Origin of the sequence: Arthrobacter sp. OAP107 (assembly GCF_040546765.1) — a bacterium.
Taxonomy (GTDB): Bacteria; Actinomycetota; Actinomycetes; order Actinomycetales; family Micrococcaceae; genus Arthrobacter.
In genome coordinates this window covers 4529913-4550495 of record NZ_JBEPOK010000001.1, presented here as the reverse complement: position 1 = coordinate 4550495, position 20583 = coordinate 4529913, and the positions used below count along the sequence as shown (strand labels likewise).

Here is a 20583-nt window from a genome sequence, read left to right as displayed (position 1 = left end):
GGCGTGTCGCAGATCGCCTCGTCATGAAGGCGCGCGCAATGGCCGGCGGGCGAGGACCCGGTCAGTGCGGAAGGACGGCGGGAAGCGCGTCCCCTCAGGCGTGCTGAGGCGATTCGTGCTCGTAGTGGCTGGCGGGTTCCAGCTGGAAGGTGCAGTGCTCGGTGTCGAAATGCGAGCCGAGGCAGGTGGTGAGCTTATCCAAGACCTGGTCCGCCCCCTTTGCACTGAGCATCTCGTCCTCCACCACCACGTGGGCGGAAAACACCGGCACGCCGGACGTGATGGTCCAGATGTGGATGTCGTGGACGGCAACGACGCCGGCCACGGACAGGATGTGCTCGCGAATCATGCCGACTTCCACGCCCTTCGGGGTGGCCTCAAGGAGGACGTCGACCACCTCGCGGAGCAGGTGCCACGCCCGCGGCAGGATCATCAGCGCGATGATCACGGAGGCGATGGTGTCCGCCGCCAGGTAACCGGTGAACTTGATGACCAGCGCGGCTGCGATCACGGCGAACGAGCCGAGCAGGTCGCCCAGCACTTCCAGGTACGCGCCGCGGACGTTGAGGCTTTCCTGCTGGGCCTTGCGCAGGATCAACAGCGAGACCAGGTTGGCAGCCGCACCCAGGATGGCGGCGTACAGCATGATGTCCGTGCGCACCTCGGGCGCGGAGCCGATGCGGCGGATCGCCTCGGTGAAGATGACCGCCGACACCACCACCAGGATCAGGGCGTTGGCGAGCGCTGCCAGGACTTCCGCCCGCTGGTAGCCGTAGGTCCGCAGGTCGCTGGCCGGCAGCGCTGCGATCCACGAGGCCATCAGGGCGATGAAGACGCCGGCGGCGTCGGAGAGCATGTGGCCCGCATCGGCCAGCAGGGCAAGGGAGCCGGAGAGCAGGGAACCGATCACCTGGATGAGCATCACGGACAGGGTGATGGCCAGAACCGCGATCAGCCTGCTGCGATGCCTGCCCGTTGCCGTGAGGCCGTGGGCGTGGTTGTGGTCGTGTCCCATGCCTACAAGGCTAGTCCCAACCCAGTTCGTGAAGCCGCTGGTCGTCGATTCCGAAGTGATGGGCGATCTCGTGGATCACCGTTACAGCCACTTCCTCCACCACGTCCTCGCGGGAGGAACAGATGTCCAGGATGGGTTTGCGGTAGATGGTGATGCGGTCCGGAAGGGATCCGGCGTCCCACCAGAAGTCGCGTTCGGTCAGCGGAACGCCCTCGTACAGCCCCAGCAGCACGGTGTCCGGGTCTTCGCCTGGCTGCGGGACGTAGTCGTCGTCGATGAACACGGCCACATTGTCCATGGCCCGTGCCACCTCGGCCGGAAGCTGGTCCAAAGCGTCGCTGACGGCCGCTTCGAAGTCGGCCTCGGACATCTCGAAACCGGAGGCGTCACCGGTTCCGTCCGGCACGATCGGGAGGCCGGGCGGCAGGTTTGCGGGCATATCCAAACTCTAGCGGGATCTCCGACGGGTCAGCCCCACGCCGAGGAGGCAGATGGCGCCGCCGACGAGGCCCCAGATTGTCGGGATTTCGCTGAGCACCAGCCACGAGATGAGCACCGTCGTGCCTGGAACCAGATACGTGGTGGCGGCCAGCTTGCCGGCATCGATCAGCGAAAGGGCGTAGGCCCAGGTGGTGAAGGCGATGGCGGTGGGGAAGATGCCCAGATAGATCAGGCCCAGGGTGGCGGGCAGCGGCGCCGCCTGCAGTTCCTGACCCAACTGGCCGGCGAAGGGAAGGCAGCAGACCAGGCCCACCATGATGCCGAACCACGTGGCCTGGCCGGCCGGAAACTTCCGCAGCACGGGCTTCTGGATGATGACGCTGACCGCGGCGAGTGCAGCAGCGAGGAGGCAAAGCAGCACGCCGGCCACGTCCGCCGTCGAACGCGTCCCCGATCCCAATGCGATGACCGCGACGCCACCGAACGCCACCAGGCTGCCGATGATCAGCCAGCGCGGAAAGCCCTCCTTGAGGATGATGCCTGCCATCACGGCCACCAGGATGGGGTTCACGTTGATGAGCAGGGCGCTGGTTCCGGCGTCCAGCGCATGTTCCGCCGCGTTGAGCGCCACGTTGTACCCGGCGAACCACATCACACCGTAGGCGAGGATCGGCCACCACTCGCGTCCCCGCGGGAGCGCCCTCAGCTTGGGAAGCACCACCGCACCGAGCACGACGGCGGCAACCGCCAGCCGCCCCAGCGTCAGGGCTCCGGGGGAGAAGCTTGGTCCGACGGCGCGGATGCCCACGAAGGCTGAGGCCCAGAGCACCACGGTCACCACGACCGCGGCGACGCCCAGAGCGTTCACCGAAGGGCCGGGCTTCTGGAGAGCGGGATCTTCAGGGGAACGGGGCTGGAGGGGGCTGGTGCCGGCGGTGGATGCCATGGTGCCAATCTAGCCCGGTTGCCGGTGCCGTGGCTGGCGGAAATCGGCCATGTCTAGCCAAGAAACTGCCATTGTCGCGGGCCCTGTTTTGCCCGCCGTTTGGGGCTTCTCAGGGCCGATTTTGGATATTCCGGGGATAGGCTCTATAGTTTTACAGGTCCAGTTCGGAGGAACACGGAAGGACAAGAATGAAAGGCTTCGGCCCTTTATTTTTGCCCTTGTTCAGCCAAATTGAGTCCAGGCCCCCATCGTCTAGCGGCCTAGGACACCGCCCTTTCACGGCGGCGGCACGGGTTCGAATCCCGTTGGGGGTACGCAAGGAAGTGGTCAAAGCAGGCAAAAAAGTCTGGTAGGCTGGAGTCCTTGAAAAAACGCGGTAGCAATGCTGCGGAAGCAAGAAATAGCAAGGCCCTGTAGCGCAGTTGGTTAGCGCGCCGCCCTGTCACGGCGGAGGTCGCGGGTTCAAGTCCCGTCAGGGTCGCTTTGATTGCCGGAAGAAATTCCGGCCGTCATGGTGACATGTCACCTAGGCTCTGTAGCTCAGTTGGTAGAGCGTTCGACTGAAAATCGAAAGGTCACCGGATCGACGCCGGTCGGAGCCACCAGCTAAAACCCCGCTGTTCCATCAGGAACAGCGGGGTTTTTTCGTTCCCCGAGATTTGCGGGTCCTCGACCCCCGGGCTCCAGGGCCCAAACGGGGTTAGCCCCCAAGCGAGAGCCGTCGTGGGGCACTTTGGAGGCCCCGCCGTCGTAATTTCCGCCTGCAGCGGCGTGTCGCAAGCCAATGTGCCCCGGTTTGGCCGGCTGCGGCGACCGTCCCGGGTGTGAGCAACGCCATTGATGACGCCTATATGAAGGCGCGCTTGATTCCAGGCCGGAAGTGGGGCACGCGCGCGCAAACGAGATGTAAGCGCTTGCACTCCGGCGGAGCAAGATGCGGATCATCCCCGAAAACCGTGTTGAACTCGGCTGACAACGTTGTCTACCGTTGTGAGTGGGCCGCGAAATGTAAGACGTTTCCGATCGCCCAACGCGGGGTCCTACCCAAACCCCGTTTTCTCCCTCGACACAACGGCGTCCTCGATGACGCATGCCGTGTCATCGGGGTCTCCGGAGTTCGGGGGACAAGGGCAGCTGCCCGTCTTCCACGAACGTAACTCCGCGAGAAGAGCAAAAAATGCACAAGCACCCCAACACCCCCCGGATGCTGCGGTGGCGCCCCGCCGCCGCAGCTCTGGTGGCCACTGTCGCCGCCACGGCCTTCCTCGCCGTGCCCTCGGCGCAGGCCAACGAGCCGTCGGATCCGCCGTCGAGCACCCAGATGCCGGCCCCGACTCCGGGATTCCCCCTGCCGACGCCCCACACCCAGACGGCACATGACCCGGCGTCGGACTTCACCTCAAAGTGGACCCGTGCGGATGCCAAGCAGATCATGGCGCAGAGCGACTCCAAGGTTCAGCCGGGCCAGAACTCCATGAGCCCCGACGTCACCATGCCGGAGATCCCCGAGGACTTCCCCGCCATGAACGATGACGTGTGGGTCTGGGACACCTGGTCGCTGACCGACGAGAACGCTAACCAGATCAGCTACAAGGGTTACGACGTGATCTTCTCGCTGGTCGCTGACCGGCACGCAGGCTACGGCTTCGACCAGCGCCACTGGAACGCCCGCATCGGCTACTTCTTCCGCAAGACCAACGCCGACCCGGCCAAGGACAAGTGGAACTACGGCGGACACCTGTTCCTGGACAACACTTCCATCGGCAACACCGAATGGTCCGGCTCCACCCGCCTCATGCAGGGCAACCACGTGAACGTGTTCTACACGGCCACCACCTTCTACGACGTCAAGGAGCGCAACGCCGGCGGCGGCGGCATCGCCCCGGACGCCGTCATCGCCAAGGCGCTCGGCAACATCCACGCCGACAAGAACGGCGTGACCTTCGACGGCTTCCAGCACACCAAGCTGCTCGAACCGGACGGAAAGCTGTACCAGAACAAGGCACAGAACCCGGGCTTCGCGTTCCGCGACCCGTACACCTTCGCTGACCCGGCACACCCCGGCAAGACCTACATGGTGTTCGAAGGCAACACCGGCGGCAAGCGCGGCGACTACCGCTGCGAGAACGAGGACCTGGGCTACGCCAAGGGTGACCCCAACGCGGAGAACGTCGACAAGGTCAACAGCACAGGCGCCTACTACCAGACAGCCAACGTGGGCCTGGCCGTGGCAGACAACAAGGACCTGACCAAGTGGCACTTCCTGCCGCCGATCCTGTCCGCCAACTGCGTCAACGACCAGACCGAGCGTCCTCAGATCTTCATCCAGAACGAAAACGGCAAGAACAAGTACTACCTGTTCACCATCAGCCACCAGTTCACCTACGCCGCAGGCATGCGCGGCCCCGACGGCGTCTACGGCTTCGTGGGCGACGGCGTCCGCTCCGACTACCAGCCGATGAACAACAGCGGCCTGGCCCTGGGTTCCCCGACGGACCTGAACCTGCCGTCCGAGTCCCCGGAAGCCCCGACGCCGAACCAGAACGGCCGTCAGTTCCAGGCCTACTCGCACTACGTGCAGCCTGGCGGCCTCGTCCAGTCCTTCATCGACAATGTGAACGGCGTCCGCGGCGGATCCCTGTCGCCCACCGTGAAGATCAACTTCCGGGACGGCGTGTCCAAGGTTGACCGCACCTTCGGCAAGAACGGCCTCGGCCCGTTCGGTTACCTGCCCACCAACGTCCACGTGGGCGGCAACGGCCTCTACAAGTAAGCCGTCACTGAAGCAATAAACGGGAGGCGCCCGGACCCTGACGTGAATCGGGGTCCGGGCGCCTCCTGCTGTGTCTGCAATTCTGTATATACAGGGCTAATTACCGGCATGACTGCAAAGTGCACCGGGCCTGTCAACTTGGAAAGTGGCGCGCCAGCCGGGCTAGACTCGCACGCCGGGGGACGGGGCAGGCGTTCTTCGCCTGCCCAGCCAGGCCGCCGCAGGCGGCAAAACCACTCCAGGAATGGAAACCGTGAAACATCTTGCCCGCCCGCTGTACGCCGCCGCCCTTCTTGCCGTAACGGCACTTACCGGCTGCTCCGCGCCCGCCTCCGGCAGTGCGCCGTCGGCGTCTGCAACGTCCACGACGGCGGCCAGCAGTGCCGCCCCGACCGCGTCGTCGAGTGCCGCATCCGGTCCGTACGGCGGCTACGAGTCCGCGGCCGAGGCCTGCGACGCCATCTCCACCCAGGCCACGGGCGCCTCGCTGCTGCCCCTCTCCGCTGCGCAGGGCAAGACGGCGGAACTCGAGCAGAAGAAGGCTGAACTGGCCGAGACGGCGCAGCGCGTGCCGGAGGCGCTGAAGGCGGACTTCGCGCGGCTGAACGAAGTGGCCCTCGCAGGACACTCCGACCAGAGCGTGTACTCCAACGGCAAGTTCGAGGCCGCCATGGCGCCCGTGACCAGCTGGCTGTCCGCGAACTGCCACTGACCTGCCGGGGGTCCGGGCTCAGCCGAGCGCCGGGCCCCTGACGTTGCCGGGCCTAGGGGATAGGGTTGTGTTCAACAGAAGGGGAGTGCTGATGGAATACCCGAATCCACAAACCGCCGCCGTTCAGGCGGACCCTGCCCTGACGCCGGCCGCAGCCGGGGGACGGACCGTAATCTCCGAGACCGCCGTGGCCAAGGTCGCCGGGATCGCGGCCCGGGCGGTGCCCGGCGTGTACTCTCTGGGGACCGGTTCCTCCCGGGCGCTCGGGGCCATCAGGGACGCGGTGGGCAGCTCCGACCATGCAGCCGGCGTGCACGCCGAGGTGGGCGAAACCCAGGTGGCTGTCGACATCACCCTTGTGGCCGTCTACGGCGCTCCGCTGCATGCCCTGGCCAACCAGGTCCGGGCAAGCGTCTATGCGGCCGTGGAGAAACTGGTGGGCCTGCAGGTCATCGAGGTGAACGTCGAGATCAACGATGTCTACATTGCACCGCCCGTGAAGCCCACGGGTGCGCCGGCCGTCGCGGAGAGGGAGGCGGTCCTGTGAGCCCCACTGTCGTTGGAATCGCCGTCGGCGCCTTCGTGGCGTTCATGTCACTACAGTTCGGCCTCTGGGGCTTCCTGATCTCCCTGCTGTTCATGGGAATCGGTGCGCTGCTGGGCCGCGCCGCAGAAGGGAAACTGGACCTGCGCAGCGTCATCGATGCCATCAGCGGCCGGCGCTCCTCCTCATGAGCGGTACGGCCCACATGAACGGGGCAGCCGACATGAGCCAGGCAGCCGCAGCAGCTGCGCCCAGCCGGCAGTACAGCGGCCACAACAGGATCAGCACCCAGGCGCTCACGAGCCTGGCCAAGGCCGCCGCCGCCGAGGCCCTGGGCATCCATGCCCATGACGTGCGCGCCGACTGGACGGACGACGGCGGCCTGCTGGCTTTGTCGCTCGTCGCACCCATCAGGGTCCCCAGCCTGACGGCCGTCCTCCGGGACCCGGGGCGCGTCCAGTCTGTGGGCGGCTCCATCTGGGACAGAACCGTGCACGCCAGGACCGCCATTCTGACCAAGGTCACTGAGCTCAGCGGTGCGAGTCTGAGCAGGGTGGACATCCGTATCAGCGGGGCCCACGTCACGGAAGGGGGCAGGGTCCGGTGAGTTCCGTCGTCGAACAGCAGCATGAGGCCGGCGGGGACCCGGCGCAGGGCGGCTCCGGGGCGGCGCACGCCGCCGCCATCGACATGCGCCGCGTCCTGCACCGCGAGACCCATTCTTCCCGGGCCGTTGCATCGGTCATCGCCGGGTCCCTGGTGATCGTGCTTTGTCTATACGCGCTCCTTGAATCGGCGGTACGCGCCATCGGCCAGCCGCCCTGGCTCATCGACCCGCAGACGGCAGCCGAACGAATCGTGGCACTCCCGTCGGGCGTGCCGCCGTTGCTGCTTGGTGCTGCCGGAGCCGTGATCGCCGCAGCAGGCCTCTTCTTTTTCCTGAACGCGGTCCTGCCCGGCCGCCGGGCCAGGCATCTGCTCGCCGACCGCCGGATTGCCGTGGTGGTCGATGATGAGGTCATCGCCGCGGCACTTGCCCGGAGCGCGCGCCTGGCGGCCAACGTCACGCAGGAACAGGTCATGGTGGTGGTTTCCCAGCGCCAGGTGGTGGTTAATGTCCGCCCAACCTCCGGGGTGCCGCTCAGTGAAAACGCCATCCTGCAGGCCGTGGAGGATGAACTGCAGGCGATGGGACCGGCTCCCATGCCGCAGGTGACCGTCAATCTGTCCACCTCCGGGGTGGTGGGCGCGTGAACGGCACACCCAGGCTCCTCAACCGCATCCTCCTTGGCATTCTTGGCTTCAAACTGCTGGTGATCGGCGTGCTGCTGGTGCTCCTGGCGGCCGTTCCCGCGGTCGCGACGTGGTGGCACTCCTGGTCCAAAAGCGTGTCAGACAATGCCACCGCGGTCTTCGAGGGCACACAGTTCCCCGGCCGGCAGGGGAGCTGGCTGTGGATCGTCCTCGCCCTCGCGGTGGTGCTGCTTATCGGCCTCATGGTCGCGTGGATCGCCCAGCAGGGTAAGGGCCGCACCGACCTCCTGCTGGCAGCCGAGGACCCGGGCGGCGTTCCCGGCGACATCCGGATCGGCGGCGGAGTGGCCGAGCAGGCACTCAAAAACGCCCTGGCCGACCGTCCCGACCTCGCCGGAGCCACGGTCTCGATCTACGACGTGAAGGGCCAGCCCGCGCTTAAGTTGCGGCTGCACCCGCGGCCGGGTGTTTCTCCGCAGGCCCTCGCGGCGGAGGCGGCGGACCTGGTCGACGCCCTGAGCGCTGTGGTGGGACGGCGCACGCCGGTCCTGGTGCACATCGCGGCCGGCGCGCGGACCCGCTTTAGCCGTGCTGAGCGGGTCCGCTAACTCCGGGCGGCTTATCCGGCTATCAGGTAAGCCGCGCTGTTGGGTGCAACGACGGCGTCATCAGCGGCTGATTCTTCGGCGCTGGAATCTTGGGCGCCGGGTTCCTGGGCGCTGGACAGTGCCACCCGGTAGCCGTCGGGGACAGGCGTAGGTTCGGTGCCCGTGTTGGCGATCACCAGCACGTCCCGGTTCAGGAAGGCAAGGACGCCCAGTTCGGGATCGTGGTTGTCCGCCCAGCAGAACGTTCCGGATCCCAGCCCGTGGCTCCGCCGAGCGGCAAGCGCGGAGCGGTACAGCTCCAGCGTCGAGCCTTTAACGCCGTCCTGCCGGTCCGCGGCCAGATCTTCGAAGGATTCGGGTTGCGGCAGCCATGGCGCGGCCGGGTCCTGCACAGCGGATGCCGCCGCGAAACCATACCCCGGCGCACCGGATTTCCAGGGCAGCGGCACCCTGCAGCCGTCGCGTCCGCGCTCGATGCCGTTGGTTCGGAAGAACGTCGGGTCCTGCCGGGCTGCGGCGGGCAGCGTGGTGTGTTCCGGGAGGCCAAGCTCCTCGCCCTGGTAGATGTAGGCGGAGCCGGGCAGAGCCAGGGACACCAGTGTGGCAGCCCGGGCACGGGCCAAGCCCAGCGCGGCATCGGGCTGCTCGTCCTCGGCGGCAATGCCTTTCGGGAAGGTGGTGGGATCCTGCAGGCCAAAGCGGCTCGGATGGCGCACGGTGTCATGGTTGCTCAGCACCCACGTGGACGGCGCCCCCACGGAGGCGGCTGCCTCGAGGGAATCCTCGATGGCCACCGCCATCCGCTGAGCGTTCCAGCCGGCCAGGAGGAAATCGAAGTTGAAGGCCTGCTGCATCTCGTCCGGGCGGATGTACCTGGCGAGCCGTTCCGCGGGTTCAACCCACGCCTCGGCCACCAGCATGCGGTCGCCATCGTATCCGGCCAGGACGCGGTTCCAGTCCCGGTAGATGTCATGGACGCCGTCCTGGTCAAAGAACGGCGACGGCGGGTACAGCGGCGATACGGGCTCGTGGTTCCCGTCGCCGGCCGGTGAAGCGTGCGCCGTATGTGGCTCAACTGCTTCGTCATGGGCGCCCGGGGGATCGGTCACGTGGGCGGCTTCGGCGGCGCCTTCCACCATGGCAGCCACGCCTTCCCAGTCCGGCAGGCCGGCTTCCTTCACCATCCCGTGGGCCACATCAACCCGGAAGCCGTCCACGCCCCGATCCAGCCAGAAGCGGAGCACCGACCGCATCTCCTCCCAGACCTCGGGGTTCTCCCAGTTAAGGTCCGGCTGTTTCGTGTCGAACAGATGCAGGTACCAGTCGCCGGGGGAGCCGTCCGCATTCGTGGTCCGCGTCCAGGCCGGTCCGCCGAAGATGGATTTCCAGTTGTTGGGTGCGATGTTGCCGTCCCCTGATCCGGGAACCTCGTCCTTCCCCGGTCGGAACATGTAACGCTCCCTGGCGGCCGAGCCGGGCTCCGCCGCGAGGGCCTCCTGGAACCACGCATGTTCATCGGAGGTATGGTTGGGCACCAGGTCCACGATCACCTTCAGCCCGCGGCTGTGGGCCTCCTCCAGCATGGCGTCGAAGTCGGCCAGCGTGCCGAACACGGGGTCGACCTGCCGGTAATCGGCGACGTCGTAGCCGCCGTCGGCCTGCGGGGACCGGTAGAACGGCGAAAGCCAGACGGCGTCGACACCGAGCTGCTGAAGATAGGGCAGGCGCGCCGTGACGCCGGGCAGGTCGCCCATGCCGTCACCGTTTCCATCAGAGAAAGAACGCGGATATATCTGGTAGACGGCCGCGTGGGCCCACCAGGCTGCTGTCTCGGAAGCCGGCGTGCTGATCGGGCGGTGGGTCATAGTTGCCTCTCCGGTAACAATTAGGTGTAAACGCTTGCATTTGTTCGGGCAACGTTACTAGTGTGACAGTCACCACATCAACCGCACGATTGATTTCCATGTCACTCAGCGAGGAGTCTCCAGCCAATGAAAACCCCTAAGTTCTTACTCCCGGTTGCCACTGCCGGCGTGCTCGCTCTGACCCTGTCTGCCTGTGGCGGCGGCGGCGGGGGCAGCACCACGGGCGGCGGTGCCGGGGGAGGCGACGCCGCCAACAACCTGGACGGCCGCGGTCCCATTACCTACGTTCAGGGCAAGGACAACAGCAACGTCGTCCGCCCGCTGATCGAGAAGTGGAACGCCGCCCACCCGAACGAGAAGGTGACGTTCAAGGAGCAGACAGACCAGGCGGACCAGCAGCACGACGACATCGTGCAGCACTTCCAGGCCAAGGATCCCGGCTACGACGTCGTGGACGTTGACGTCGTGTGGACGGCGGAGTTCGCGGCCAAGGGCTGGCTCCAGCCGCTGAAGGACAAGATGGCCTTCGACACCAGCGCCATGCTGAAGCCGACCGTCGACGCCGCCACGTACAAGGGAACGCTGTACGCGGCCCCGCAGACCTCCGACGGCGCCCTGCTGTATTACCGCAAGGACCTGGTTCCCACCCCGCCGAAGACGTGGGACGAGATGATGGGCATGTGCTCCATCGCCAAGGAGAACAAGATTGGCTGCTATGCCGGGCAGTTCAGCAAGTATGAGGGCCTGACCGTCAACGCGTCGGAGGCCATCAACTCCGCCGGCGGCTCCGTCCTCGACGCGGACGGCAAGCCCAGCCTGAATACGGACCAGGCCAAGGCGGGCCTGGAGAACCTGGCCAAGGCCTACGCCGACGGCAATATCCCGAAGGAAGGCATCACCTTCCAGGAGGAGCAGAGCCGCCAGGCATTCCAGAGCGGGAAGCTCCTCTTCCTGCGCAACTGGCCCTATGTCTACAACCTGGCCACCACTGAAGGATCCTCGGCAGTGAAGGACAAGCTGGGCATCGCCCCGATCCCGGGCAAGGACGGCCCCGGCGCCTCCTCCCTTGGTGGCCACAGCATGGCTGTCAGCGTCTACTCCAAGAACAAGGCAACGGCCCTGGACTTCCTGAAGTTCATGACGTCCGAGGAGACCGAGAAGTTCTACGCCACCCAGGGTTCGCTGGCTCCTGTGCTGGGCAGCCTCTACACTGACGCCGCCCTGGTGAAGAAGCTCCCGTACCTGCCCGTGCTGAAGACCTCCATTGAGAACGCCAAGCCGCGTCCGGTCTCGCCGTTCTACCCGGCTGTCACCAAGGCGATCCAGGAAAACGCCTATTCAGCCATCAAGGGCGAGAAGCCCGTGGACACTGCACTGTCTGACATGCAGAAGTCCATTGAATCCGCCGGTGCAGGATCGTAGTTCTGCCATGGCAACCGAAGTAGGCTCGACGCCGGTCAAGGCACCGGCGTCGGGCGGCACCCCGGTCCACCACGGCCCCAAGGGCGTGGGCGAGGACAACAAGATTCTCAGTCAGGGAAAGTGGGCCTCATGGCTCCTGGCCCCGACCATCATCGCCCTTGCTGTTGTAATCGTGTACCCGATCATCAGCGCAATCGTGATGTCCTTCCAGAAGGATGCCGGCCTGGATCCGGCCACCGGCCTCTTTACCGCTGGCGGTCCGGCAGGCGTCCAGAACTACGTCAACTGGCTCGCCCAGCAGTGTTCTGCTCCGGCAGGCGGAACCGTGGCTTGCCCGCCGGGTACGCTGGGTGCGCAGTTCTGGTCGGCCACGGCAACCACGTTCTTCTTCACCGTGGTTACCGTCGCCTTTGAGACCGTCCTGGGTTTCTGGATGGCAATGATCATGGCCCGCACCTTCAAGGGCCGGAGCATGGTCCGTGCTGCAGTGCTGGTGCCGTGGGCCATCCCCACCGCCGTCACCGCGAAGCTCTGGTTCTTCATCTTCGCGTTCGAGGGAATCGCCAACAAGCTGTTCAACACCACGATCCTGTGGACCGGCAGCGAATGGCCGGCGAAGTGGGCAGTGGTCATAGCGGACGTCTGGAAGACCACCCCGTTCATGGCCCTGCTGATCCTCGCCGGACTCCAGATGATCCCTGCTGAGGTCTACGAGGCAGCCAAGGTCGACGGCGCAACCGCCTGGCAGCGCTTCCGGCTGATCACGCTGCCGCTGGTGAAGCCCGCCCTGATGGTGGCCATCCTCTTCCGCACCCTGGACGCCCTGCGCATGTTCGACCTCCCGTACATCCTGACGGGCGGCGCGAACAACACCACCACCCTGTCCATCCTGGTGATCAACCAGATCAGGCAAGGGTTCAATGCGGCCGCGGCGTTGTCCACCATCACCTTCATCATCATCTTTCTTGTCGCGTTCATCTTTGTCCGGTTCCTCGGCGCAAATGTTGTTGAACAGAGCGGCGCCACAGGTAAGGGGAAGAAATGACCGCCGCGACAACCTCCGCCACCAGCCTGCGCGCGGAGCAGGACAGAGGCCGCCGCAAGGCGCAGAACAAGGAAAAGTGGGCGCAGGGCAGGACCTACATCAGCGCCGCCGTCATCCTGATCTGGTGCCTCGCACCGGCGTACTGGATGGTGGTGACGGCGTTCCGGGACGTGGGCTTCACCTACGACACCTCGATCCTGCCCAGCCATGTCACGCTGGACAACTTCAACACCGCGTTCGACACCTCGTTCGGCAACCGTTTCGGCCAGGCCCTGCTGAACAGTGTCTTCATCGGCGGCGTCGTCACGCTCGTGTCGCTGATCATCGGCGTTTTCGCGGCGTATGCGCTCGCGCGGCTGAACTTCAGGTTCAAGTTCCTGGTGCTCGGCTTCATCCTCGGAGCGTCCATGTTCCCCGGCGTTGCCCTGATCACCCCGCTGTTCCAGCTGTTCACCAACATCGGCTGGATGGGCACCTACCAGGCGCTGATCATCCCGAACATTTCGTTCGTCCTGCCGCTGACCGTCTACACCATGACCTCCTTCTTCCGGGAGATGCCGTGGGAGCTGGAGGAGTCGGCCCGGGTGGACGGCTGCACGCAGGGGCAGGCCTTCCGCAAGGTCATCATGCCCCTCGCGGCACCGGCCATCTTCACCACGGCGATCCTGGCGTTCATCTCCTCGTGGAATGAATTCCTGATCGCCAGCCAGCTGTCCAGCGACGCGACCCAGCCGGTAACGGTGGCCATCGCCAACTTCGCCGGGGCCCAGCCAAACCAGGTCCCGTACACGGCCATCATGGCCGCAGGCACCATCGTCACCATCCCGCTGGTCATCCTGGTGCTGGTGTTCCAGCGCAAGATTGTTGCCGGCCTGACGGCGGGCGCTGTCAAGTGACGCACGGGGCAGCACCACAGAGCGGGAAGCCGGAGCCGGTCGCGCCCAAGCGCGTCCGCTCCGGCGAGGACTTCGACATCATCATCGGATTCCTCGGCTTCTGGGCTGTGGTGCTGCTCGTCGTCACCATCTGGACGGAAGTGACTGCGCAGCCAGCTCTCTGGTGGGCGCTGGGACTGCTGGCCACGCTGCTGGCACTGTATGGCATGGTCAGGCTCCGCAGGCGACTTCCTGCGCGCACGGCCACGCGCCGCAGGTGAAAACCGGCGGCACTAAAATGGATTCTTGCCGCCGCGCAAACAGCATGGCGGAAATTTGCATGAGGGGTTAGAGAGGACATCGTGGCGCGCACTACTGAAAGGGCACAGCGCGGTGGCCACTCAGGAGTCAGTATTGAGGACGTGGCTGCGGCCGCAGGCGTGTCCACGGCAACCGTCTCGCGGGCGGTCCGCGGCCTGCCCCGCGTCTCCCCGGCCACCCGGGAGAAAATCCTGGAGGTGGCCGCGGCCCTCGGCTATGTGGCGTCGTCGTCGGCATCCGGCCTTGCCACCGGGCGCACCAAAACCATTGGCGTGCTGGCTCCCTTTGTGAGCCGGTGGTTCTTCTCAAAGGCCATCGAGGGTGCGGACCGCGAACTGCACGCCCGGCAATACAACCTTTCCCTGTTCAACCTGGGCGGACATGGCAGCCACCGCGAGCGGCTCTTCAGCAAGACCATGGTCTACAAGCAGATCGACGCCCTCCTGGTCCTGTGTATGGCACTGACGCGGGATGAGCTGGACCACCTGCAGAAGATCGACATTCCGCTGGTGGTGGTGGGCGGCCATGTCGAGGAATGTGCGTACATCGGCATTGACGACTATGCCGCAGCGTCCACCGCCGTCAAGCACCTGATCGGGCTCGGCCACCGGGACATCGCACTGCTGCATGGTGACGACGAAACGGACCTCAACTTCGATGTTCCCCGGGTCCGCATCCTGGCCTTCCAGGACGTCATGTCAGCTGCGGGCCTGGAAGTCCGGCCCGAGTGGGACGAGTGGGGGGACTTCACCGTCCGCAGCGGCCAGGAGGCGTTCCGGCGGCTGTGGGCCCAGCCAGGCGCCAAACCCACCGCCATCTTCTGCGCGTCCGATGAAATGGCAATGGGGGTCATCTTCGAAGCGAACCGGGTGGGCGTCCGGGTGCCCGAGGACCTGTCCGTGATCGGCATCGACGACCACGATTTTTCCGACGCCATGGGGCTCACCACAGTGGGGCAGCGGCCCGATGAGCAGGCTGAGCTTGGCACCAAGATGCTGCTCGACGAACTCCTGGGGATCCCGGGTTCGGTGCAGTCCACCGTCGCACCGCACCGCCTCATAGTCAGGCGTACGACGGCGCCGCCCCGGTCTTCCTAGCAGCGCACCTTTCCCGGCGGGCACCTTGGGTGCCCCTGCCGGTTAGGAGGCCCGGGCCAGCTGGCGGATCGGGATCCAGCGCGAGGCGAGCCGGCGGTAGGCCGCGGCCGCTCCTGTCATGTCCCCTTCCGCAAGGCATTCGATGCCCAGCCGCACGTCCATGGGGGAGTCGTCCGGGTAGACCTTGTCCGCCACGGCGCCGTAGTCCAGCTCCACCATGGAGTCGGCGTGGAAGAGCTCCAGCCATTCGGTGAGCTGCGTGAGGTCGTCCAACATGTCCAGGTCAGGCGCGGCGAGGGCGAGGTTCGCCACGGCGTAACGTACCCGGTCGAGGGCATCGGAGATCGGTGTCCATACCCGCACGGTGAGGATCCGGCCGCCGGCCTCGACCACGTCCTGCGGATCGGACTCGAGGAACAGAGAAAACCAGCTGAAGGGGATGCCCCAGGTGGAGGCGCGGGTGTGCACCCTGGTGATGCCGTCGCGGGCGTTGACCAGGTCAATGCGTTCCTGGTGCCTGTCCCGCTGTTCCTCCGGGATCAGTAGCTCGGCGAGGGGGCCGTGGATGCCCTCGATCAGCGCGTTTGCTGCCAACCCGGCCCGAAGCACCAGCTGGCTGGGGCAGTAAAGCAGCGCAACGCCGTCGGCCTTTTCTTCCTCCGAATCTTCCTTGCCGTTTTCCTCTATGGGGACGCCCGGGGCGCGGGTGACGCGCACCAGGTCAGTCCGGCCTGTGGGGAACGGATCGCCGCCGGGCCGGGTGATCCGGCCCAAGGAGGCCAGCAGCTCAGCATTTTCGACCGCCGCGCGGGACACCGCCCGCTCACCGGCTGACTTGATGGCGGCGCGCTGTTCCTCGGGGAACGCGTCCAGGGGCTCATAAACGCGCAGCGTGGAGGAAAACGGGAGCCCGGCCTGGCCCCGGTAGAGGTTGCCCGTCATGAATCCCTGCCTGTCATCAGCCGTGAGCCTCCATCAGTCGGTCAGTTCCACAATCACCGGTGCGTGGTCGGACGCGCCCTTGCCCTTGCGCTCCTCGCGGTCGATCGACGCGCCGGAAACGCGCGAGGCGAGCGCCGGCGAGGCGAGCACGAAGTCGATCCGCATGCCCTCCTTCTTGGGGAAGCGCAGCTGGGTGTAGTCCCAGTAGGTGTAGACGCCCGGGCCCGGGGTGTGCGGGCGCACGACGTCGGAGTAGCCCACCGACTCGAAGGCGCGGAACGCGGCGCGCTCGGGCTCGCTGACATGGGTGTAGCCCTGGGTGAGGAACAGGTCAATGTCCCAGACGTCGTCGTCCGTGGGGGCGATGTTCCAGTCGCCCATCAGCGCGACCTGCTTGGACGGGTCCTCGGAGATCCAGTCGGCAGCGTGGTTCTTCAGGGCATCAAGCCACTTGAGCTTGTAGGGCATGTGCTCGTCGTCGAGGGAGCGGCCGTTGGGCACGTAGAGGCTCCACACGCGGACGCCGCCGCAGGTTGCCGCCATGGCGCGGGCTTCCTGGACCGGATCCTTGCCGGCCTTGCCGAAGTGCGGCTGGTCCGTGAAGCCGCGTTCGACGTCCTCCAGGCCAACCCGCGACGCGATGGCCACGCCGTTCCACTGGTTGACGCCGAAGTGCGCCACCTCGTAGCCCATGCGCTCGAAGAGCTCCCACGGAAAGTTGTCGTCCTTGCACTTGGTTTCCTGAATGGCCAGGACATCGCAATCGGAGCGCTGCAGCCACGCCTCCACACGGTCGGCACGGGCACGCAGCGAGTTCACATTCCAGGTAGCTATCTTCACAGTCCTAACTTACCGAACTTGGCCGCAGATGGGACTCCCGGCGGACGGCGCTGTGGCACTGTGTGAACGGCGGCCGAAACGGGGCACTTTGGCGCGGGACACGCCGGGATTCGGCGCCCGGAAGTGCCATTTGCGCATCAAAGTGCCCTCCGGTGGCGGTAACCCGCCATGGCTGCCAGGCCCCACCCGAGGGACTCTGGAAATTAGTAGGAAGTCCGAGTAGATTCAGCAGCAAAGATGACCGGGGTCATGCAAAGGAGCATCCATGGTTCGCGAACTTTCCCACTACATTGGCGGCAGGCGGGTCGACGGCACGTCCGGCCGGTACGGCGACGTCTTTGATCCCTGCACCGGGGAGGTCCAGGCCAAGGTGCCGCTGGCGGCCGCGGAGGAAGTCCGCAATGCGGTCGCGAACGCCGAGAAGGCCCAGCCGGAGTGGGGCGCCATGAACGCCCAGCGGCGCGGCCGCATCCTGCTCAAGTTCGTGGATCTCGTCAACGAGAACATGGACGAGCTCGCCGCCCTTCTCTCGTCGGAACACGGAAAGACCCTCCCCGATGCCAGGGGCGACATCCAGCGCGGCATCGAGGTGGTGGAGTTCGCGGCCGGTGCCCCGCACCTGCTCAAGGGCGAATTCTCCGATGACGCCGGCTCGGGCATCGACGTGCACTCCATGCGCCAGCCGCTGGGCGTTGTTGCCGGCATTACGCCGTTCAACTTTCCTGCCATGATCCCGTTGTGGAAGTCCGGCCCGGCGCTCGCGGCCGGCAACGCCTTCATCCTTAAGCCGTCCGAACGCGATCCTTCCGTGCCGCTGCGGCTGGCCGAGCTCTATTCCCAGGCAGGGGTGCCGGACGGCGTCTTCAACGTGGTCAACGGTGACAAGGAGGCCGTGGACGCGCTCCTCGAGGATGAACGCGTCAAGGCGATCGGTTTCGTGGGTTCCACCCCTATTGCGCAGTACATCTACGCGACGGCGGCCGCCCACGGCAAGCGGGCGCAGTGCTTCGGCGGCGCCAAGAACCACATGGTGATCATGCCCGACGCAGACCTGGACATGGCCGCCGATGCCCTGATCGGGGCCGGTTACGGGTCAGCCGGCGAACGCTGCATGGCAGTTTCCGTGGCTGTCCCCGTGGGGGAGAAGACCGCGAACGACCTTGTGGCACGGCTGCAGGAGCGGATCAAATCACTCAAAGTGGGCCACAGCACGGCCAAGGACTCCGACTTCGGGCCGGTGGTGACGCCAGCCGCCAAGGAACGGATCGAGGGTTACATCAAGTCCGGCGAGGAGGAGGGCGCCTCACTCCTGGTTGACGGCCGCGGCCTGGCCGTCGACGGGTACGAGGGCGGTTTCTGGGTTGGCCCCACGCTGTTCGACAACGTCACCAAGGACATGAAGATCTACCGCGAGGAGATCTTCGGCCCCGTGCTCAGCGTTCTCCGCGCGTCCGACTATGACGAGGCCCTGCGGCTCTGCAGCGAGAACGAGTTTGGCAACGGTGTGGCCATCTTCACCCGTGACGGGGATGCCGCCCGGGACTTCGCCAGCCGGGTGCAGGTGGGCATGGTTGGCATCAACGTCCCCATTCCGGTGCCCATTGCCTACTACACCTTCGGCGGCTGGAAGGCGTCCGGGTTCGGCGACCTCAACCAGCACGGCGCCGATGCGTTCCGCTTCTACACCAAGACCAAGACCGTGACCTCGCGCTGGCCCTCCGGTATCCGGCAGGGCGCCAGCTTCATCATGCCGGAAGGAAGCTGATGACTGACCCTGCCCCGAACCGGACGCCTGCACCCGCAGAACCAGTACCGTCAGAACCTGCCCCCCCGGAACAGGACGCGGTTCCCGACCAAGAGGTGCTGTTCGAACAGCGGGGCAAGCTGGGCGTGGTGACGCTCAACCGGCCCAAGGCAGTCAACGCGCTCACGGCCGGCATGGTCACCGCGGTGCTGGCGCAGCTCACCGCCTGGGCGGACGATGACACCGTGGCCACGGTGCTCGTCCAGGGCGCCGGGGACCGCGGACTGTGCGCGGGCGGGGACATCGTGGCCATCTACCGGGACATCCTCGCCGGCGGCGACGAAACGGCCGGCTTCTGGGCGGACGAATACCGGCTGAACTCGCTCATCGAGAAGTTCCCCAAGCCCTACGTGGCGTTCATGGACGGCCTGGTGCTGGGCGGCGGCGTGGGCATCTCCGCGCACGGCTCCCTCCGGATCGTCACCGAGCGGACACGGACCGGGATGCCGGAGACCACCATCGGGTTCGTGCCCGACGTCGGCGGCACACTTCTGCTGTCACGCTCACCCGGGGAGACGGGCACCCACGCCGCCCTCACCGGCGCCCACCTGACCGGGCCGGATGCGCTGTTCCTGGGGCTTGCGGACCATTTTGTCCCGTCGGGCAGCCTCGCCGACCTTGCGGTGGCGCTGGAAAACGAAAGTGCCGAAGACGCCGTCGTACGCTTTGCCGAAAAGCCGCCCAGTTCGGCGCTGGAGACGCAGCGGGACTGGATTGACGCCTGCTATGCAACGGACGACGCCGAGGAGATCGTCCGGCGGCTGCGCGCCGCGGGCGGGGAGGCCGCGGCAGCCGCAGACACCATCGAGGCGAAGTCGCCCACCGCGGTCAAGGTGACCCTCGCGTCGCTGCGCCGGTCGAACGGGCTGTCGCTCGACCAGGTGCTGGCCGAGGAGTACCGGGTGGGGCTGCATTGCCTCGCCGGACCGGACTTCCGCGAGGGGATCCGGGCGCAGGTGGTGGACAAGGACCGCAACCCCCAGTGGCGGCCGGCCACGCTGCAGGAAGTGCACGCGGACGACGTCGAGCGGTACTTTGCCCCGTTGGGGGACCGGGAACTCGTGCTGTGGGAAAGGGAGCCGGACCATGCCTGAAGAATCAACCACCCCTGAAGAAGCAAAACCGCGCATAGCCTTCCTGGGGCTCGGCCACATGGGCGGTCCCATGGCGGTCAACCTGGTCAAGGCAGGCTATGAGGTCATCGGCTTTGATGTGGTGCCCGCCGCGCTGGACGCCGCGCGCCAGCACGGCATCCCCACCGCCGCGAGTGCCGCGGAAACCATCCCGGGAGCGGACGTGGTACTTACCATGTTCCCGAGCGGGCAGCATGTGCTGGACGCGTACCGGGGCGCGAACGGGGACCCTGGACTGCTGGCCGCCGCGGCGCCGAACACCATGTTCCTGGACTGTTCCACCATCAACGTGGACGAGGCGCGGGAAGCGGCCCGTCTGGCCCTCGACGCCGGTCACCGCTCCGTGGACGCACCGGTTTCCGGCGGCGTGGTGGGCGCAGAGGCGGGCACGCTGACCTTCATGGTGGGCGCGCTGCCGGAGGACTTCGAGACGGTGCGGCCGCTGTTCGACGTCATGGGCAAACGCGCCGTGCTGTGCGGAGAGCACGGCGCCGGCCAGGCCGCCAAGGTCTGCAACAACCTCATCCTGGGCGTCTCGATGATCGCCGTCAGCGAGGCGTTCGTGCTCGGGGAGAAGCTGGGACTGACGCACCAGGCTCTCTTCGACGTCGCGTCCGCGGCGTCGGGGCAGTGCTGGGCGCTCACCACCAACTGCCCGGTCCCCGGGCCGGTGCCCACCAGCCCGGCCAACCGCGACTATCAGCCGGGCTTCGCCGGAGCCCTGATGGCCAAGGACCTCCGGCTTGCACTGAACGCCCTTCGGTCCACCGGGGTCGCCGCCCGGATGGGCCCGCTGGCCTCCGAAATCTACGATGCCTTTGCCGCGGAAGGCGGGGCCGGCCGGGATTTTTCCGGCATCATCACCGACATCCGGGACAAGTCAGGACAGTAGGCTTAGTTTCAGGACGCACTGGCTTTTCAGGACGCACTGGCTTTTCAGGACGCA

At 66.2% G+C, this 20583-nt stretch carries 21 protein-coding genes and 3 tRNA genes; 18 read left to right on the top strand and 6 right to left on the bottom strand.

Going from position 1 to position 20583, the window contains the following annotated elements:
• Positions 1-94 precede the first annotated feature (94 nt).
• From ABIE00_RS20920 to ABIE00_RS20910, 3 genes are read right to left on the bottom strand one after another with little or no spacing between them, the layout of a single operon-like run.
• The gene (locus tag ABIE00_RS20920; RefSeq protein WP_354262569.1) at positions 95-1015 is read right to left on the bottom strand and encodes a cation diffusion facilitator family transporter; all 921 of its coding nucleotides are present in this window, start codon (positions 1013-1015) and stop codon (positions 95-97) included.
• A 10-nt stretch (positions 1016-1025) separates the two neighbouring features.
• Positions 1026-1454: a metallopeptidase family protein gene (locus tag ABIE00_RS20915; protein WP_354262567.1), complete on the bottom strand. Its 429-nt coding sequence runs from the start codon at positions 1452-1454 to the stop codon at positions 1026-1028.
• Between the two features lie 9 nt (positions 1455-1463).
• A complete protein-coding gene (locus ABIE00_RS20910) occupies positions 1464-2402 on the bottom strand; it encodes a DMT family transporter (RefSeq protein ID WP_354262566.1) in 939 nt (312 codons plus the stop codon).
• 241 nt (positions 2403-2643) lie between these two features.
• Between ABIE00_RS20910 and ABIE00_RS20905 the strand changes: the two genes are divergently transcribed.
• The 10 genes from ABIE00_RS20905 to ABIE00_RS20860 all read left to right on the top strand — a co-directional run bounded on the left by ABIE00_RS20905 (position 2644) and on the right by ABIE00_RS20860 (position 8293).
• Positions 2644-2716: transfer RNA gene (locus ABIE00_RS20905), tRNA-Glu, on the top strand.
• 93 nt (positions 2717-2809) lie between these two features.
• Positions 2810-2883: transfer RNA gene (locus tag ABIE00_RS20900), tRNA-Asp, on the top strand.
• A gap of 48 nt (positions 2884-2931) precedes the next feature.
• Positions 2932-3007: transfer RNA gene (locus ABIE00_RS20895), tRNA-Phe, on the top strand.
• A gap of 572 nt (positions 3008-3579) precedes the next feature.
• Positions 3580-5175 carry a glycoside hydrolase family 68 protein gene (locus ABIE00_RS20890; RefSeq protein WP_354262565.1) on the top strand — a complete coding sequence of 532 codons (1596 nt, stop codon included), beginning with the start codon at positions 3580-3582 and terminating at the stop codon, positions 5173-5175.
• 244 nt (positions 5176-5419) lie between these two features.
• A complete protein-coding gene (locus ABIE00_RS20885) occupies positions 5420-5887 on the top strand; it encodes a hypothetical protein (RefSeq protein ID WP_354262564.1) in 468 nt (155 codons plus the stop codon).
• A 91-nt stretch (positions 5888-5978) separates the two neighbouring features.
• A complete protein-coding gene (locus ABIE00_RS20880) occupies positions 5979-6434 on the top strand; it encodes an Asp23/Gls24 family envelope stress response protein (RefSeq protein WP_354262563.1) in 456 nt (151 codons plus the stop codon).
• Positions 6431-6622: a DUF2273 domain-containing protein gene (locus ABIE00_RS20875; protein WP_003799126.1), complete on the top strand. Its 192-nt coding sequence runs from the start codon at positions 6431-6433 to the stop codon at positions 6620-6622. The genes ABIE00_RS20880 and ABIE00_RS20875 overlap by 4 nt, the downstream gene beginning before the upstream one ends.
• Before the next feature lie 32 nt (positions 6623-6654).
• Entirely contained in the window at positions 6655-7038 is a 384-nt protein-coding gene (locus tag ABIE00_RS20870) for a hypothetical protein (protein ID WP_354262561.1), read from the top strand.
• On the top strand, positions 7035-7685 hold the full coding sequence (locus ABIE00_RS20865; protein ID WP_502914249.1) for a hypothetical protein: 651 nt from the start codon (positions 7035-7037) through the stop codon (positions 7683-7685). The genes ABIE00_RS20870 and ABIE00_RS20865 overlap by 4 nt, the downstream gene beginning before the upstream one ends.
• Positions 7682-8293, top strand: coding sequence for an Asp23/Gls24 family envelope stress response protein (locus tag ABIE00_RS20860; protein WP_331570724.1), 612 nt, complete (start codon positions 7682-7684; stop codon positions 8291-8293). The genes ABIE00_RS20865 and ABIE00_RS20860 overlap by 4 nt, the downstream gene beginning before the upstream one ends.
• An 11-nt stretch (positions 8294-8304) precedes the next feature.
• On the opposite strand, the gene ABIE00_RS20855 is transcribed toward ABIE00_RS20860, so the two are convergent.
• Positions 8305-10158, bottom strand: coding sequence for a glycoside hydrolase family 13 protein (locus ABIE00_RS20855; RefSeq protein ID WP_354262560.1), 1854 nt, complete (start codon positions 10156-10158; stop codon positions 8305-8307).
• 126 nt (positions 10159-10284) lie between these two features.
• Between ABIE00_RS20855 and ABIE00_RS20850 the strand changes: the two genes are divergently transcribed.
• The 5 genes from ABIE00_RS20850 (at position 10285) to ABIE00_RS20830 (ending at position 14918) form a co-directional block, all read left to right on the top strand.
• A complete protein-coding gene (locus tag ABIE00_RS20850) occupies positions 10285-11580 on the top strand; it encodes an ABC transporter substrate-binding protein (protein WP_354262559.1) in 1296 nt (431 codons plus the stop codon).
• A 7-nt stretch (positions 11581-11587) separates the two neighbouring features.
• Entirely contained in the window at positions 11588-12625 is a 1038-nt protein-coding gene (locus ABIE00_RS20845) for a carbohydrate ABC transporter permease (protein WP_331570730.1), read from the top strand.
• Positions 12622-13521 (top strand): carbohydrate ABC transporter permease, encoded by a 900-nt coding sequence (locus tag ABIE00_RS20840; RefSeq protein ID WP_354262558.1) that lies wholly within the window; start codon positions 12622-12624, stop codon positions 13519-13521. Before ABIE00_RS20845 ends, ABIE00_RS20840 begins: the two co-directional genes overlap by 4 nt.
• Complete coding sequence (locus ABIE00_RS20835; protein WP_354262557.1) at positions 13518-13781, top strand: hypothetical protein; 264 nt, start codon at positions 13518-13520, stop codon at positions 13779-13781. Before ABIE00_RS20840 ends, ABIE00_RS20835 begins: the two co-directional genes overlap by 4 nt.
• An 81-nt stretch (positions 13782-13862) precedes the next feature.
• On the top strand, positions 13863-14918 hold the full coding sequence (locus ABIE00_RS20830; protein WP_354262556.1) for a LacI family DNA-binding transcriptional regulator: 1056 nt from the start codon (positions 13863-13865) through the stop codon (positions 14916-14918).
• A 42-nt stretch (positions 14919-14960) separates the two neighbouring features.
• Here the strand turns inward: ABIE00_RS20830 and ABIE00_RS20825 are convergent, their stop codons facing one another.
• Both ABIE00_RS20825 and ABIE00_RS20820 read right to left on the bottom strand, forming a co-directional pair.
• Positions 14961-15860: a DUF8083 family protein gene (locus ABIE00_RS20825; RefSeq protein ID WP_354262555.1), complete on the bottom strand. Its 900-nt coding sequence runs from the start codon at positions 15858-15860 to the stop codon at positions 14961-14963.
• A gap of 33 nt (positions 15861-15893) precedes the next feature.
• Positions 15894-16700: an exodeoxyribonuclease III gene (locus ABIE00_RS20820; RefSeq protein ID WP_354262554.1), complete on the bottom strand. Its 807-nt coding sequence runs from the start codon at positions 16698-16700 to the stop codon at positions 15894-15896.
• A gap of 265 nt (positions 16701-16965) precedes the next feature.
• Between ABIE00_RS20820 and ABIE00_RS20815 the strand changes: the two genes are divergently transcribed.
• Genes ABIE00_RS20815 through mmsB form a run of 3 tightly spaced genes read left to right on the top strand, consistent with a single transcriptional unit; the run spans position 16966 to position 20529 of the window.
• On the top strand, positions 16966-18465 hold the full coding sequence (locus ABIE00_RS20815) for a CoA-acylating methylmalonate-semialdehyde dehydrogenase (protein WP_354262553.1): 1500 nt from the start codon (positions 16966-16968) through the stop codon (positions 18463-18465).
• On the top strand, positions 18465-19598 hold the full coding sequence (locus ABIE00_RS20810) for an enoyl-CoA hydratase/isomerase family protein (RefSeq protein ID WP_354262552.1): 1134 nt from the start codon (positions 18465-18467) through the stop codon (positions 19596-19598). The genes ABIE00_RS20815 and ABIE00_RS20810 overlap by 1 nt, the downstream gene beginning before the upstream one ends.
• Positions 19591-20529: a 3-hydroxyisobutyrate dehydrogenase gene (gene mmsB / locus ABIE00_RS20805; protein WP_354262551.1), complete on the top strand. Its 939-nt coding sequence runs from the start codon at positions 19591-19593 to the stop codon at positions 20527-20529. Before ABIE00_RS20810 ends, mmsB begins: the two co-directional genes overlap by 8 nt.
• The last annotated feature ends 54 nt before the right edge of the window (positions 20530-20583 follow it).

Bases quoted from the DNA above. Each gene is read 5' to 3' on its own strand.
- ABIE00_RS20920 (WP_354262569.1), bottom strand. From the start codon at position 1,015: ATGGGACACGACCACAACCACGCCCACGGCCTCACGGCAACGGGCAGG.
- ABIE00_RS20915 (WP_354262567.1), bottom strand. From the start codon at position 1,454: ATGCCCGCAAACCTGCCGCCCGGCCTCCCGATCGTGCCGGACGGAACC.
- ABIE00_RS20910 (WP_354262566.1), bottom strand. From the start codon at position 2,402: ATGGCATCCACCGCCGGCACCAGCCCCCTCCAGCCCCGTTCCCCTGAA.
- ABIE00_RS20890 (WP_354262565.1), top strand. From the start codon at position 3,580: ATGCACAAGCACCCCAACACCCCCCGGATGCTGCGGTGGCGCCCCGCC.
- ABIE00_RS20885 (WP_354262564.1), top strand. From the start codon at position 5,420: ATGGAAACCGTGAAACATCTTGCCCGCCCGCTGTACGCCGCCGCCCTT.
- ABIE00_RS20880 (WP_354262563.1), top strand. From the start codon at position 5,979: ATGGAATACCCGAATCCACAAACCGCCGCCGTTCAGGCGGACCCTGCC.
- ABIE00_RS20870 (WP_354262561.1), top strand. From the start codon at position 6,655: ATGAGCCAGGCAGCCGCAGCAGCTGCGCCCAGCCGGCAGTACAGCGGC.
- ABIE00_RS20855 (WP_354262560.1), bottom strand. From the start codon at position 10,158: ATGACCCACCGCCCGATCAGCACGCCGGCTTCCGAGACAGCAGCCTGG.
- ABIE00_RS20850 (WP_354262559.1), top strand. From the start codon at position 10,285: ATGAAAACCCCTAAGTTCTTACTCCCGGTTGCCACTGCCGGCGTGCTC.
- ABIE00_RS20845 (WP_331570730.1), top strand. From the start codon at position 11,588: ATGGCAACCGAAGTAGGCTCGACGCCGGTCAAGGCACCGGCGTCGGGC.
- ABIE00_RS20840 (WP_354262558.1), top strand. From the start codon at position 12,622: ATGACCGCCGCGACAACCTCCGCCACCAGCCTGCGCGCGGAGCAGGAC.
- ABIE00_RS20825 (WP_354262555.1), bottom strand. From the start codon at position 15,860: ATGACGGGCAACCTCTACCGGGGCCAGGCCGGGCTCCCGTTTTCCTCC.
- ABIE00_RS20815 (WP_354262553.1), top strand. From the start codon at position 16,966: ATGGTTCGCGAACTTTCCCACTACATTGGCGGCAGGCGGGTCGACGGC.
- ABIE00_RS20810 (WP_354262552.1), top strand. From the start codon at position 18,465: ATGACTGACCCTGCCCCGAACCGGACGCCTGCACCCGCAGAACCAGTA.
- mmsB (WP_354262551.1), top strand. From the start codon at position 19,591: ATGCCTGAAGAATCAACCACCCCTGAAGAAGCAAAACCGCGCATAGCC.